The following is a 13,865-nucleotide window of genomic DNA, read 5'->3' as shown; positions in this document are numbered from 1 at the left end:
AGAAAAGGAGTAGATAATCATGAGTTTTCCAAAAGGATTTTTATGGGGCGGCGCAACAGCCGCCAACCAATGTGAAGGGGCATGGGATGTAGACGGCAAAGGTGATTCTATCAGCGACCACAATCGTGCTGGTAGTCGTAGGTCCGGCACTCGTCGCACCTTTGATTTAGAAATTGATACGGATCGTTATTATTATCCAAGTCATACGGCCATTGATTTTTATCATCACTACAAAGAAGATATCGCCATGTTTGCTGAGATGGGGTATAAAACATATCGTCTATCGATTAACTGGACAAGAATTTTTCCCAAAGGTGATGAAACGACACCTAATGAAGCTGGTTTAGCTTTTTATGATAATGTTTTTGATGAATGTGCCAAATACGGTATTGAACCATTAGTCACTATTTCTCATTTTGAGCTGCCATTCCATTTAGGGAAAGAATACGACGGGTTTTTAGATAAACGAGTGATTGGTTTTTATGAAAATTACGCTGTGACTTTATTCGAACGATATAAAGATAAAGTCAAATATTGGCTAACGTTTAACGAAATTAACTTTGGCACATTGCCACATGGCTTACGAATTAACGGATTATTCAACCGCGAATACACTGAATCAGAGCAATATCAAGCGCTACATAATGTATTTTTAGCATCAGCACGTGCGGTTATTGCTGGACACAACATTAATCCAGAATTCAAAATCGGTTGTATGTTAGCTTATATCACGATGTATCCAAAAACATGCAAGCCTGATGATGTGTTAAAAACACAGCAAATGAATGACAAGCTGAACTTTTTCTGTGGCGACGTTCAAGCAAAAGGGAAATACCCTTATTATATGAAGCGTTACTTTGAAGAAAACAATATTCATGTTGAGATTACCCCAGAAGATGACGCCTTATTACAAGAAGGGACGGTGGATTACTATACATTTAGTTACTACATGACCACTTGTATTGCTGATGATTTAGACAAGCGTGAGGATAAATCAGGGGGGAATCTCTTTGGTGGCGTGTCTAATGAGTATTTGGAAACAAGTGACTGGGGCTGGCAAATCGATCCAGTCGGCTTACGCTTTACATTGAACCAAATCTATTCTCGTTATGAATTACCGTTGATGGTCGTTGAAAACGGCTTGGGAGCTTTTGATGAATTCACGGCAGAAGGCACGATCGAAGATGATTATCGTATTGATTACTTCAAGCAGCATATTGTTGAAATGGGAAAAGCGATCGATGACGGTGTTGATCTAATTGGCTACACCCCCTGGGGCTGTATCGATTTAATTAGTGCAGGGACTGGGGAAATGAGTAAACGTTATGGGTTTATTTACGTAGATCGTGACGATGAAGGTAACGGCTCACTAAAACGTTACCCGAAAAAATCTTTTTACTGGTATAAGACGGTTATTGAAAGCAATGGTGAAGAGTTATAGGGGGATAAGTAGTTTGTTTTCAAGTATGAGAAAACAGAAGCTAGGAGGCACTATTTCATAATTATTAGATATTAGAGAAGACGGAAATGCTTTATTTGAAGTATTTCTGTCTTTTTTTAATAGAATATATACCGTTTTTCACACTTGATTCAAGAATTAAAGTATTTTGCTAGTTTGTCAGTAGATTAAAATGTTACTAGGCAGACTCTTAACAAAGATGGCCGGCCAAACTCTGATGATTAATAGCAATTATTGTTAAATAAAAAGGAAACACTTAGAATATAGGGAGCTAGTTTAAGTGGTCAGCTAAATTTGATAAATCGAAAAGTTGCTTTCAGAAATATTAGAAGTTATTACTTGTATTTCTTATTAAGTCATTAGCTATGCTAAAAAAGCTGATCAATGCTTTAAAAGATTCAGCTTTTATTGCTTTACATATTAAAAAGTGATTTTTTCTAAATTACATAAACTATCCTCAAAATTAGCAACGAAATAACGTTTTCCTTTAGCTATTACCTCATGACCTTCCATTTCCAAAAGAAGTCTCTGTTCATCAAGGCCACCGGGGTATTTGTCATTGAGTTCTCCACCAAGGTAGTTTATTTTTGTCTCTTTCTTCACTGGCTTGTGCACAAAGATTTGTAAACATGCCAGCTGTCATTGGACACGTTAACTCAGCATGTGCTTGTTTGGCTAAATAAGCACGAATTCTATCTACTGTAATTAGTTTTTTTGAAGGTACTTTTGCCATGATTGATTCGTACTGTGTGGGAGAAGCTACAAGCATTGTTTTTCCACCTAAGCGTTTCATTGCTTCTGTCTTCGTTGTTAGGTCGACTACTTTAGGTAAATCCTTTGATCCAGTTAATTTTTCATTTGCAGTTTTTTTCACCATAATCATTCTCCTTTAACTATACAGATAGTAATTTAAGATTAAACTCTCCTTTAAGGTCAGAGTCAAGTGGAAATTTTCTATTTGTACAAATTAAAAAGTCCGCAATTACCATACGGACAGTTGTCTATGAATGTTTTATCATGAAGCTAATTATTCGAGTGATATCATTTTTTTGGTATTCTTGGCTGGATAATTGGATTATGCGATCTTTTGAGATAGACCCCTTATCAAACCTTCTCTCAAGTGTAGGCAGGACAACAACTAAATCAAAATCCAAATTTTTTATTTCAGTGGCATCTGATTCTGTAGGATCAAAGTTGAATTCCCAGCTTAGATTTTGAGCGTCTATTTCTTTTGTAACCTCAGCAACTATTTTTTTGTTATTTCCAACCCCGAAAATTGAGGATATAATATCTTGTTTATTCGCGCCAATTCGGCCACCAAGAATAGGTGTTGGTCCATAAATTAGTATTCCTTTTTTCATTTTGCCAGCTCCTCGTATAATTTATTATACCCGAAAATATTAGTAATCGACAATGTTTAAATTTAATAGGGATGTTTTTAACATAAAATGATGTTATATATTGGTTCTAATTGAAAAGAAATTTTTACCATCTAACTCATGCATTTTTGAGTAGAATTTGTATTCATTCATTGGCAAACTCTCCCTAACCTCTGATCTAACAACCATTTGTAATAAAAATGAGACACGACTATAGCAAAAAGGCATGAGTTAGGCTCTTTTACAAATAGTGAAAAAGGTGTAAAGATGGTAATAAGTATCTTTACACTTTTCCCTATCTTCATCTTTTAATAACAAGTGTTCCAAAAATCCGCTGGCAGAAAAGGATTTCAGGCGACATGAGCTTCTAACGGATTTAGGTGTACTAAATCAACCTAAATGACTGCAATATCAAGCAGTAAGATCTGATCCTTCATCCTATGGCTTGCCGCTGCCATGTCATTTAATCGTTGACATAGGCAAAAAATTCTTGTTTTTTTAAATAACATGTTACAAGTTTTTCAATGCTTTTCTTATTACAATTTTTCTCTCTACCACCTTCTTTATCACCTCAAAAAAAATCTGTCTTGAACGTCTCCGTGTGCCACCTTTATCCCTAGCTTGTCCCAAAATTGAGCTGTATCTTTGACGATTCTTCCTAAAATTTATCGGTCAAATTCATCTTAACGGCTAGATTGAAAGAACTTATTGACAGCTTCTGGATACTCCCTTACTGAGATTGCCAGAGCTGTTAAAGGTTCCGGCGGGACCTTAGAAAGGTGTAACGTAATTGTTTTTGAAACATTAACAGTAATGCTAGCTTTTGTTACATTAATATTAGTGATTAAAGACGACAAAAACAAAAAATAACCATCCGATCACTTTCACAAGGGATAGATGATAGATGGTTAAAACTGTGCCACCGTCTTCTTAGCGGTGAAACTTTGTTTGTGCAAGAATCTTTATAGTTATATGATACCATAATCGTTTAATTGTGATTTTCTTTTCTTCTGGATACCGATGTCGAAGTTTATGAGACAAAATAAATGGGAATTATAAAATTAAATAGATTTTTATTTAACTGGGTGGCAAATTCTTATGAATTTGCTACTTTTTTATTATGGTTAAAAAGGGATCGACTTAACACATAATTAAAAGCTTAGCGGGGAAATAAACCAATTTTTAGAAGTATATCAGAGTTATGCAACGGATGAACACCAATTTGGCTTAGTTTAAAAGAAAATGATGATAAATTATTTATTTGTTTTGTCTGTTTGCTTACTCCAAAATAAATAACAATATGAAGCACTTACGGTTAGACTTTCTAGTTATTTAATCTTTTTTTATCTTTTTTGAATTCTGTTATTTATAAGGTTTAAACGAAGAAAAACAAAGAAAATAAAAGAAAAACAAATCAGAATGTTGTTGAATTTTATTCTGATCGATGATATACTTTCGTTAATATTAAATGAAAGGGGATACACGTTAAAGGTCGAAGAAAACAGTAGTCTGTTTTTTATAGGAGGTTTTACTAGGTGAGGAACGAAACGATCTTCTCAACTAAAATTATTTCAGGTCAGGGAGCATTAACTAGTTTAGAGCAATACAGGTCAGAACGATTTTTGATCGTTACTGATAACTATTTAAAGGAGTCGTCGGGATTTGCTCGACTATTGGCAATTGTTAGTAAAAATAACCAATACACAGTGTTTGATCAAGTTCTGCCAGATCCACCGATTAAAACGATATCGACAGGTGTAGGGATGCTACAGGATAGTCAGGCAACCATTATTTTAGGCGTAGGCGGTGGTTCTGTGATTGATGTCGCAAAGGGCATTAAGTTTGTGGCGGAAAAATTGAATAATCAGCAAGAATTAAGACTGATTGCAGTGCCAAGTACGTCTGGTTCTGGATCAGAGGTAACAAATTTTTCTATTATTACAGATGAGGTGTCAACCATAAAGTATCCGATTGTCTCAGATTCCATACAACCAGACGAGGCAATTTTAGATGTTGATTTCGTCATGACGATGCCACAAGTAGTGACGGCTGACACAGGGATGGATGTTCTGACACATATTCTTGAAGCCTACGTCTCGACTAAGGCCAGTGATTTTTCAGATGCTTTATGCGAGAAGGCCATTGTCCTATTATGTCGTTATTTGCCTCTAGCCTACAAAAATGGTGATGATGTCCAAGCTAGACAAAAAGTTCATTACGCGTCGTGTATGGCGGGAATGGCTTTTAACACGACATCATTAGGAATAAATCACAGTCTTGCTCACGCGGCAGGAGCTAAGTTGCATATCCCTCATGGTAGATTAAACACGATTTTGATGCCACAAGTCATCCAGTACAACAGTGGCTTGCTAGTCAAAAAAGGAGAAGCCCATGCTAATATATTAAAAAAATATGCTGAATTAGCTGCTCGCCTTGATTTGTCAGGATCAAATGATCGACTTTCTGTAAAAAATCTATTGCGAAAAATTGATCAGTTAAGACAACAGCTTAATCTACCAAAGGGATTTAGAGAATATGGTCTATCAAAAGCAATATTAGTTGAGTATGAAAAGGCGATTATTGAAGCGGCCATGACTGATCCGTGCACATTAACTAATCCAGTGATTCCAAATTCTGATGAGTTAAGTCAATTGCTGTGGTTATCTTATTAGTCAAAAGAAAAGAGGGATAGTATGCGGAATGGGGCATTAGGTTTAATCGAAGTAACTGGTTTTTTAGGCATTGTTGCAGCCGCAGATACAGCGATTAAAGCGGCAGATGTCAACATTATTAATGTTGAAAAAATTAAAGGAGGACTATCTACACTAGAAATTAGTGGTGATGTTGGGGCCGTGAAGGCGGCGGTTTCAGCCGCAGAGGCAGAAGTTAATCAACTAGGCTGCTTACTTAGTAGTCATGTTATCCCACGAATTGATCAGTCAGTGTTACAAATGGAGCTTGGGAACTCAAAAAATGTGGAGAAAAAGCAGCCCGTATCGGAAATAGTGGAACAAGAAACAGTAGTGAAAAAAGAAGTTAGTAAAAAAGGTCAGACAACAAATAAAACGACTAAAGTGGAGGAATTAAAATGAATACAAATGCATTAGGGATGATCGAAACAAAAGGACTAGTAGGAGCAGTAGAAGCAGCAGATGCAATGGTTAAGGCAGCAAATGTAACATTAGTTGGGAAAGAACAAGTTGGCGGAGGCTTGGTTACAGTCATGGTTCGTGGTGATGTTGGTGCAGTTAAAGCGGCGACAGATGCAGGAGCAGCAGCGGCCGAGCGTGTTGGTGAACTAATGTCAGTTCACGTAATTCCTAGACCTCATTCAGAAGTGGATGCTATCTTGCCAAAAGAGAAATAAGTCAATCGAGTTAGTGGAGGGAAGTGTGCTTAACTAATGGATAATGAGCTGGTAAAAAAAATAGTGACAGCGGTCAAAAAAGAATTAACAAATAAACCATCAGTAGAGATAGAGGCGAGTGGTAGGCACATTCATTTAAGTCGACAGGCCATTGATGAGCTTTTTGGGCCAGGCTATCAACTGACAAAAGTCAAAGAACTTTCGCAGCCAGACCAATACGTTTGTCAAGAGCGATTAACGATTGTTGGGCCCAAAGGAAACTTGGAAAGCGTGGTGATATTAGGCCCGGAACGGTCAGAGTCACAAGTTGAAATTTCCTTGACGGATGCTCGCTTGATTGGTGTTTCTGCTCCATTAAGAGAGAGTGGAGACATTAGCGGGACTCCGGGAATCATCCTTTTAGGTAATGGAAATGTTTTGTCCTTAGATAAGGGCGTAATAATCGCTAGACGGCATATTCATATGACTGAAAAAGATGCGACTCGTTGGGGATTGATGAATAAAGAAATTGTTCAGGTCAAAGTGATGTCTGAGCGACCAGTTGTATTTGACGATGTTTTAGTAAGAGTTAGCCCAGATTACGCGACTTTTATGCACATTGATTACGATGAGGCAAACGCGTGTGGTCATTTTGTGGGACTAAAAGGAATTATTATAAAAAAGAGTGATGCCAGTGACTGAGCAACTGAATCAAGAGTTACTGATAAAAATTGTAAAAGAAGCTTATCGTCAATTGAACCAGCAAACGTTATTAATCGATCAAAAAAAGAGTGAGGAAACCCTTGATTATTTATCAATAGGTATGATGGGAAGATTGGCACAATGTGCGCCTAAGGACGATGCCGAAGAGCGAATTCTTTCCCGCCTAATCAAGAGGCAAGAGGTAACTGTTAAGGCAAGTCGGGTTGAATATCTCCAATTAACAATTAAACCGCCTATTTTGTTAGGACAGCAGCTGGCCGAGCAGTTGAAAAGGCTACTGTCAGCTGGTTTGGTTGTCGTTGGGGATCAACAACCTAAGCAATTGATGAAGGATCAAAAAACAGTTTATACGTTAGAGAAAATGAAAGCGCTGAAATTGTCGCAAGGAGAGTCATTTCTAGCTAAAAAACAAGATATTTTTACACCATTGGCACAAGATTATTTGCGCAGTAAAAATATTAGCTTAGAACTTGGAAGAGGTGGCAAATGATTATTGGAACCGTAACGGGTAGTGTCTGGGCAACGAGAAAAGATGAGAAGTTGAATGGCTTAAAGTTAATGGTTGTTGCTGTGGAACAAGAAAAATCGGTTATGACATCCATTATTGCTGCTGATATTGTAGGGGCTGGTCAAGGAGATCAGGTGATTATAACGATGGGGAGCTCGGCGAGATTGGCCGTGAGTAGAGAGACAATGGAGAGTAAGATACCTGTAGATGCAGCTATTATTGGCATTGTCGATTCAGTTGAAAGTTAGCAGTAAGGGAACAAAAAATAGGGAGGATTACGATGAAGCTTAATAAAAAATGGTTACTAGGATTGGTAAGTGTATTAGTTGCAGTGATGTTAGTAGGATGTGGCTCTGGTGGTAAAAAAGGAAAAGAAGCAAGCGATTTTCCAGATAGTACGCCAGAAAAATTGAAAAAAGACATCAAAATTATGGTAATTAGAAAAATTGGTGGTGACGACCATACTGCGCAATATCTGGCAGGGGCAAAATCAGAAGGAGAAGCATTAGGTTTTACTGTTGATACGTATTCAGCTAATGGTGACACTGCAAAGTTCCATGATGCCATTAAGCAGGCTGGAGACAAAAAGTATGATGGGGTTATTATTTCTCATGGTGATGATGCTGCGACGGCACAAGGTGTTAAAGAGTTGGTTGATAAAGGCATTCCAGTTGTGACATTTGATTCAGTGGCAGATATTGCTGATATTGAAGGGGTAACGATGACGTCTCAAAATGATGAAGAATTGGCAAATCTAGCGTTACAGGAATTGCATAAAAGACTAGGCGATGAGGCAAAATTTGCTTATCTTTGGGTGGATGGTTTAGTACCAATGGTTAAGCGTAACAAGATTTATACGGAATTCTTAGCTGATAATCCCGGCTATAAAGAATTAGACCGGTATGGTGTAGTAGCTGCGGATACAACTGTTCAAACACAGAATGCAGTTGGAGCGATGCTCACCAAATACGGAAAAGGGAAGATTGATGGGATTTTTGCCACATGGGATGCTTTTGGGATGGGAGCACATCGCGCATTAGAAGAAGCTAATAGAAACGATGTCACTCTAGTTAGTATTGATGTATCTAATGCTGATTTGCAAGCTATGCAAGCAGAAAATAGTAGCTGGGTAGCAACGGCGGCTTGTGATCCTAAATTGATTGGTGAAGTAAACTTGCGAATTTTAGCGATGAAGATAGCGGAAGAAGAAACACCAGCAGAGTTTACCATTAAGCCAACATTGATCACCCAAGACCAATTGAAAGCTCATGGATCTGATGTGACGATGGAAAACTTAGCGGATGTTGTTGATGGTTGGGGGAAATCAACGGATTTTGTTGAAGATTGGATGAAAGATCTAAAGGATGTAAACAAGAAATAATAAAAATGGGTGAGGGTGTTAGCTATGTCAAAACTAGAAATGAAAGATATATCAATAGAGTTTCCAGGTGTTAAGGCGCTTGACGATGTAGAGTTTACAACAGAATCTTCACGAGTTCACGCCCTAATTGGAGCAAATGGAGCGGGCAAATCAACATTGATGAAAGTATTAGCAGGCTCATATACGCATTATACTGGTGAGATTTATATTGATGGGAAAAAGTGTCCGATTGCTAACCCCCGAGATGCTCAAGAATTAGGCGTTCAAATTGTTTATCAAGAGGTGGATACGGCGCTCGTTCCCTACTTATCAGTGGCGGAAAATATCCTGTTAAATGAACTGGTATTAATCAAAGAGAAAAATCGCATTATTAATTGGACGGATATTTATAAGCGAGCGCAAGTTATTTTAGATGACTTGAAATTAGCTATAAACTCTAAAGTTTTAGTGTCTGAGTTAAGTTTGGCAGAAAAGCAAATGGTATTAATTGCTCGAGCAATTTCTTTTAAATGTAAGTATTTGATTTTAGATGAACCAACTGCGCCATTAAGTAATTCTGAAACAAAGGAATTATTTAGAATTGTGAATGAACTGAAACGCAAGGACGTTGCTATTATCTTTATCTCTCATCGCTTGCCTGAACTGTTTGAAATTTGTGATGACATTACCATCATGAGAGATGGGAAGTTTGTCGCTCAAAAGTTGATTAAAGAGACAAGCCAAGCAGAGATTGTTGAACTGATGCTTGGCCGAAAAATGGGGGATCAATTTCCAGAACGAACAGTGGAAATCGGTGAAACTTTGTTTGAGGTCATCGAGTTATCAGATGCTGACTATCTCAAAGATATAAGCTTTGAAGTTAAGCGCGGTGAGATAATTGGCATATCGGGGTTGGTTGGAGCGGGTAAAACAGAGTTGTGTAAGACGTTGTTTGGTGAATATCAAATGAAGTCGGGACAGTTGAGGTTAGCTGGAAAGCCGATAAAAAATACCTCACCAAATCGGGCAGTAAAAAATAAATTAGCCTTTGTTCCAGAAGAACGGCGAAAAGAAGGCATATTAGTGGAAGAATCGATTACCACTAATACAAGCGTTGTTAATTTAACGAAATTTTGTCAGTTAAAGACCTTCTTAAATTTTTCTGGTGAAAGGAAAAATGCTCAATCTGTTGTTGATCAATTGTCAGTAAAAGCGCCATCGATTCATGCTCAAGTGAAAAACTTATCAGGCGGAAATCAACAAAAAGTAGCAATTGGTAAGTGGCTAACGGTTGATTCAGAAATATATATATTTGACGAGCCAACAAAAGGAGTAGATGTCGGAGCCAAAAAAGATATTTTTGAGTTGATTGTGGAATTAGCTGCTGAAGGTAAAGGAATTATCTATGCAACATGTGAATTTCCAGAAATACTTGGGCTAACAGATCGTACTTATGTGATGTATGACGGTCAAATTGTAAAAGAAGTTGTCACAAATACGGTGGACGAAGAGCAACTTCTGTATTATTCAACAGGAGGGATTTAGGATGGAACAAGCAACAGTGACAAAATCAGCAAAGAAAAAGTTTAATGTAATGGACTTTATTTATAAGTATGGCACCTTTTTTACTATCGTATTATTAGTTATATATTTTAGTATCGCTTCAGATAGCTTTTTTACGAAAGATAACGTTGTGACCATTTTACGGTCAATCTCAATTGTGACGGTTATTGCTATCGGGATGACGATTTCCTTGACAGTTGGTGGCTTTGACTTGTCAGTTGGCTCGGTTGCTTCGGTATCTGTTGGGATTGTTATTTCAATGTTTGTCTGGCATCAGCAAAACACGTTTGTTGCTATTCTGGCGGCCTTGACAGTCGCGGTAGTTTTGGGATTAATTAATGCGTTCATGATTGTTAAGGTCAAGATACCAGATATGTTAATGACATTGGCCACGATGTTTGTCTATCAGGGAATTTCGTTAACGTATAGCAAGGGCGCGATGATTTCAGAGAAAATGATTATGCCCAATGGTCAAACAGCACCAGGGACAATTAGTGGCTTGTTTTCAAAATTCGGTAAAGTCCCTTGGATTATCATAATAATGTTTGCAATTGTTATTATTGTTCATATTTTCTTAACCTATACTAAACATGGACGTTACATGTATATTATCGGTGGGAATATGGAAGCTGCTAGGTTATCAGGGATTAATGTTGATCGTTATCGGATTATGGCCTATGTCTTATCTGCGATTTTTGCCTCTATCGGTGGGATTATTTTAGCATCGCGGGTAATGACAGCTGAAGTTAATCCGGGTGCCCCTTATTTAATGGATGCAGTGGCGGCCTCTTATATCGGTCTTTCGATTGGGGGATCAGGAAAAGCTAATGCCATTGGCACACTTTTTGGGGCAATTCTTATAGGGATCTTGCAGAATGGTCTAGTAATGATGTCTGTGCCATATTATGCCATGGATATTGTGAAGGGAATTGTTTTAGCCTTTGCCTTAACGCTCACATATTATCGGAAAAAATAGGAGGGAAGACAGGATGACAAAAAAAGATTTTACACAAGAATATTTTAGATTCAACGAACAAGATGCGATTGACTATGCGATTGACGTATTAGACTTTTTTGATGATAGCGCATCATTAGCCTGCGTTGAAATTGGCGATGGCAATCTTAACTACATCTTTAAAGTCTATGATCAAGTCTCTGGTAAGTCGGTTATTATTAAACAGGCCGGCCCAATTGCTCGCATTTCTGCTGATATAAAATTATCGCCAGACCGTAATCGGATTGAATCTGAAATTTTGAAAATGCAGTATGAGCTAACGGGTGGTGGTGTTCCAGAAGTCTATAATTATGACTCTAATATGAATTGTACGGCAATGGAAGACTTATCAGATCATGTGATTTTAAGAACAGGTTTATTAGAGTATCAAATCTATCCAGCTCTCGCCAAACAGCTTGCCAAATTTATGGTTGAGACCTTATTACCAACATCAGATGTTGTGATGCCGCATAAAAAGAAAAAAGAAGCGGTTAAAAACTTTACCAATCCTGAGCTATGTGAGATATCTGAAGATTTAGTCTTTACGGAGCCGTATTATGATTGCGAGCGAAATGATATGCTGGCACCCACTAGAGACTATGTTCAGCAAAGTATTTGGAATGACGCTGAGTTGAAATTAGCTGTGGCTAAATTGAAATTTAATTTTATGACCAATACAGAGTCGTTAATACATGGTGATTTGCACAGTGGTTCGATTTTCGCTAAAACTGATTCAACTAAAGTTATCGATCCAGAGTTTGCCTTTTATGGACCAGCAGGCTACGATGTCGGCAATGTTTTAGCGCACTTTATCTTGTCATCATTGAATGCTAAATACACGGAAGAGGCACCAAAAGAATTTTCAGAGTGGATTGATGTTACCTTAGGTGAAACCCTTGATAGTTTCATTGAACTATATGAGCAAGAGTGGGACGACTTAGTAACAGATGAAATGGCAAAGGTTAAAGGCTTTAAAGAAGTCTATTTAGCCAACTTATTACGTGATACAGCTTCGTTTGCAGGAACGGAAATCATTCGCCGAATTGTTGGGTTGGCTCATGTGGTAGACATTACAAGCTTGCCAGAAGACCAACGGTTATTGGCGGAAAAAGAGGCGCTAGAGATTGGCAAGAAGCTAATTAAAGAGAGTCAGAACTTCACATCAGGTCAAGATTATCGAGCATTGTTTAACTAAAAAGAAGTGAGGGATAAGAATGAAAGCATTGATACAACCAGTAAGATTAGATGATGAAAAAAGTGAATTGATAGTATTAGATCAAACGTTATTGCCAGGAAAGGTAGAGTATTTACATCTGACAACTCAAGAAAGTATTTGGGAGGCTATTTACAAACTACAAGTAAGAGGGGCGCCAGCGATTGGAATTGCTGCTGGTTATGGGGTTTATTTAGGGGCAAAAGCTTCAGCGGCGACTACCTATGAGGAATTTGTGGCAGATTTCAAGCAATCAAAAGACTACTTAGCTTCCTCACGTCCAACTGCGGTCAATTTATTTTGGGCTCTAGATCGAATGGCTAAGCGATTAGAAACTGAAAAAGATCAGAGTGTTCCTGAGCTTAAAGCGGCGCTACTGCAAGAAGCTAATCAAATTTTAGCGGATGATGAAACAGTTTGCCAAAGAATTGGGGAGTATGGGGCAGAGCTATTAGCAGATGGCATGACGATATTAACACATTGTAACGCTGGCGCAATCGCAACATCTGGCTTCGGCACGGCCCTGGCACCTGTCTATGTTGCACAGGACAAAGGCTTGACTATTTCTGTTTATGCAGATGAAACAAGACCGTTATTACAAGGTGCGCGTTTGACTGCGTGGGAGTTAGTGGAATCTGGAATTGATACAACCTTGATTTGTGATAACATGGCGTCAATAGTGATGAAGGAAGGAAAGATTGATGCGATTTTTGTTGGCTGTGACCGTGTTGCGCTGAATGGTGATACAGCTAATAAAATTGGCACATCTGGTGTGGCTATTTTGGCGAAGCATTATGGCATCCCATTTTATGTGTGCGCGCCAATGTCTACGATAGATATTGAGTGTAAAACAGGTGATGACATTCAGATTGAAGAGCGTCCAGGAGCTGAAATCACTGATATGTGGTATGAAACACCAATGGCGCCAGCTGGTGTTAAGACGTATAATCCAGCATTTGATGTGACCGATCACCGCTTAATCACAGGTATTATCACTGAAAAAGGTATTTTAAAACCAAATTACGAAGAGTCGATTAGTAACATCTTTGCTTTAGTCTAACTATACTAAACATAAAAGAAATTAATACTTGTTAGAATTCTTTTTATTATGGATTTTGACAAGTATTTTTTTGAAAAAAAGAGCGGTGACTCCTTAACTTTAAGCAGCGAGTTGCTAAGAATAAGGTTAATCTCGAAGAACTCGAACAATCGGCAATTTCGATTGCTCGAGTTTAGAGAAATTGCCGAGCCTTCACTTGGATATCCATTATTTCTAAGTGCTAAAGCACTAAGAATAATGGCAACTCTTAATGCTTTAGC

The 13,865-nt window shown here is 38.0% G+C and carries 14 protein-coding genes; 12 read left to right on the top strand and 2 right to left on the bottom strand.

What is annotated here, in order from left to right:
- The first annotated feature begins 19 nt into the window (after nucleotides 1-19).
- Nucleotides 20-1,441: a glycoside hydrolase family 1 protein gene (locus AC5KOD_RS10415; protein WP_496914494.1), complete on the top strand. Its 1,422-nt coding sequence runs from the start codon at nucleotides 20-22 to the stop codon at nucleotides 1,439-1,441.
- 574 nt (nucleotides 1,442-2,015) lie between these two features.
- Here AC5KOD_RS10415 and AC5KOD_RS10410 read toward each other — a convergent pair.
- A complete protein-coding gene (locus AC5KOD_RS10410) occupies nucleotides 2,016-2,336 on the bottom strand; it encodes a hypothetical protein (RefSeq protein ID WP_496914493.1) in 321 nt (106 codons plus the stop codon).
- Nucleotides 2,337-2,460: 124 nt separating this feature from the next.
- A complete protein-coding gene (locus AC5KOD_RS10405; protein WP_496914492.1) occupies nucleotides 2,461-2,820 on the bottom strand; it encodes a hypothetical protein in 360 nt (119 codons plus the stop codon).
- Between the two features lie 1,553 nt (nucleotides 2,821-4,373).
- Between AC5KOD_RS10405 and AC5KOD_RS10400 the strand changes: the two genes are divergently transcribed.
- From AC5KOD_RS10400 to mtnA, 11 genes are read left to right on the top strand one after another with little or no spacing between them, the layout of a single operon-like run.
- A complete protein-coding gene (locus tag AC5KOD_RS10400; protein ID WP_496914491.1) occupies nucleotides 4,374-5,510 on the top strand; it encodes a 1-propanol dehydrogenase PduQ in 1,137 nt (378 codons plus the stop codon).
- A gap of 21 nt (nucleotides 5,511-5,531) precedes the next feature.
- A complete protein-coding gene (locus AC5KOD_RS10395; protein WP_496914490.1) occupies nucleotides 5,532-5,930 on the top strand; it encodes a BMC domain-containing protein in 399 nt (132 codons plus the stop codon).
- Entirely contained in the window at nucleotides 5,927-6,205 is a 279-nt protein-coding gene (locus tag AC5KOD_RS10390; protein ID WP_209524428.1) for a BMC domain-containing protein, read from the top strand. Before AC5KOD_RS10395 ends, AC5KOD_RS10390 begins: the two co-directional genes overlap by 4 nt.
- 36 nt (nucleotides 6,206-6,241) lie before the next feature.
- Nucleotides 6,242-6,886 (top strand): ethanolamine utilization phosphate acetyltransferase EutD, encoded by a 645-nt coding sequence (eutD, locus tag AC5KOD_RS10385; RefSeq protein ID WP_496914489.1) that lies wholly within the window; start codon nucleotides 6,242-6,244, stop codon nucleotides 6,884-6,886.
- Nucleotides 6,879-7,397, top strand: a complete 519-nt coding sequence (locus tag AC5KOD_RS10380) for a hypothetical protein (protein WP_496914488.1) — start codon at nucleotides 6,879-6,881, stop codon at nucleotides 7,395-7,397. The genes eutD and AC5KOD_RS10380 overlap by 8 nt, the downstream gene beginning before the upstream one ends.
- A complete protein-coding gene (locus AC5KOD_RS10375; RefSeq protein ID WP_496914487.1) occupies nucleotides 7,394-7,663 on the top strand; it encodes a EutN/CcmL family microcompartment protein in 270 nt (89 codons plus the stop codon). The genes AC5KOD_RS10380 and AC5KOD_RS10375 overlap by 4 nt, the downstream gene beginning before the upstream one ends.
- Nucleotides 7,664-7,695: 32 nt before the next feature.
- The gene (locus AC5KOD_RS10370; RefSeq protein WP_496914486.1) at nucleotides 7,696-8,796 is read left to right on the top strand and encodes a sugar ABC transporter substrate-binding protein; all 1,101 of its coding nucleotides are present in this window, start codon (nucleotides 7,696-7,698) and stop codon (nucleotides 8,794-8,796) included.
- Nucleotides 8,797-8,820: 24 nt separating this feature from the next.
- Entirely contained in the window at nucleotides 8,821-10,320 is a 1,500-nt protein-coding gene (locus AC5KOD_RS10365; protein ID WP_496914485.1) for a sugar ABC transporter ATP-binding protein, read from the top strand.
- 1 nt (nucleotide 10,321) lies between these two features.
- Nucleotides 10,322-11,314 carry an ABC transporter permease gene (locus tag AC5KOD_RS10360; RefSeq protein WP_496914484.1) on the top strand — a complete coding sequence of 331 codons (993 nt, stop codon included), beginning with the start codon at nucleotides 10,322-10,324 and terminating at the stop codon, nucleotides 11,312-11,314.
- Between the two features lie 13 nt (nucleotides 11,315-11,327).
- Entirely contained in the window at nucleotides 11,328-12,527 is a 1,200-nt protein-coding gene (mtnK, locus tag AC5KOD_RS10355; RefSeq protein WP_496914483.1) for an S-methyl-5-thioribose kinase, read from the top strand.
- 19 nt (nucleotides 12,528-12,546) lie between these two features.
- Nucleotides 12,547-13,605: an S-methyl-5-thioribose-1-phosphate isomerase gene (gene mtnA / locus AC5KOD_RS10350; protein WP_496914482.1), complete on the top strand. Its 1,059-nt coding sequence runs from the start codon at nucleotides 12,547-12,549 to the stop codon at nucleotides 13,603-13,605.
- Nucleotides 13,606-13,865: the final 260 nt, after the last annotated feature.

The sequence above is a fragment of the Vagococcus sp. WN80Y genome, from assembly GCF_059621045.1.
Note: the sequence above shows the minus strand (reverse complement) of the source record. Positions and strands in the feature narration are given on the sequence as shown.

Excerpts from the sequence above, each read along its gene's own strand:
- AC5KOD_RS10415 (WP_496914494.1), top strand. The coding sequence starts at position 20 with ATGAGTTTTCCAAAAGGATTTTTATGGGGCGGCGCAACAGCCGCCAAC.
- AC5KOD_RS10410 (WP_496914493.1), bottom strand. The coding sequence starts at position 2,336 with ATGGTGAAAAAAACTGCAAATGAAAAATTAACTGGATCAAAGGATTTA.
- AC5KOD_RS10405 (WP_496914492.1), bottom strand. The coding sequence starts at position 2,820 with ATGAAAAAAGGAATACTAATTTATGGACCAACACCTATTCTTGGTGGC.
- AC5KOD_RS10395 (WP_496914490.1), top strand. The coding sequence starts at position 5,532 with ATGCGGAATGGGGCATTAGGTTTAATCGAAGTAACTGGTTTTTTAGGC.
- AC5KOD_RS10390 (WP_209524428.1), top strand. The coding sequence starts at position 5,927 with ATGAATACAAATGCATTAGGGATGATCGAAACAAAAGGACTAGTAGGA.
- eutD (WP_496914489.1), top strand. The coding sequence starts at position 6,242 with ATGGATAATGAGCTGGTAAAAAAAATAGTGACAGCGGTCAAAAAAGAA.
- AC5KOD_RS10375 (WP_496914487.1), top strand. The coding sequence starts at position 7,394 with ATGATTATTGGAACCGTAACGGGTAGTGTCTGGGCAACGAGAAAAGAT.
- AC5KOD_RS10370 (WP_496914486.1), top strand. The coding sequence starts at position 7,696 with ATGAAGCTTAATAAAAAATGGTTACTAGGATTGGTAAGTGTATTAGTT.
- AC5KOD_RS10365 (WP_496914485.1), top strand. The coding sequence starts at position 8,821 with ATGTCAAAACTAGAAATGAAAGATATATCAATAGAGTTTCCAGGTGTT.
- AC5KOD_RS10360 (WP_496914484.1), top strand. The coding sequence starts at position 10,322 with ATGGAACAAGCAACAGTGACAAAATCAGCAAAGAAAAAGTTTAATGTA.
- mtnK (WP_496914483.1), top strand. The coding sequence starts at position 11,328 with ATGACAAAAAAAGATTTTACACAAGAATATTTTAGATTCAACGAACAA.
- mtnA (WP_496914482.1), top strand. The coding sequence starts at position 12,547 with ATGAAAGCATTGATACAACCAGTAAGATTAGATGATGAAAAAAGTGAA.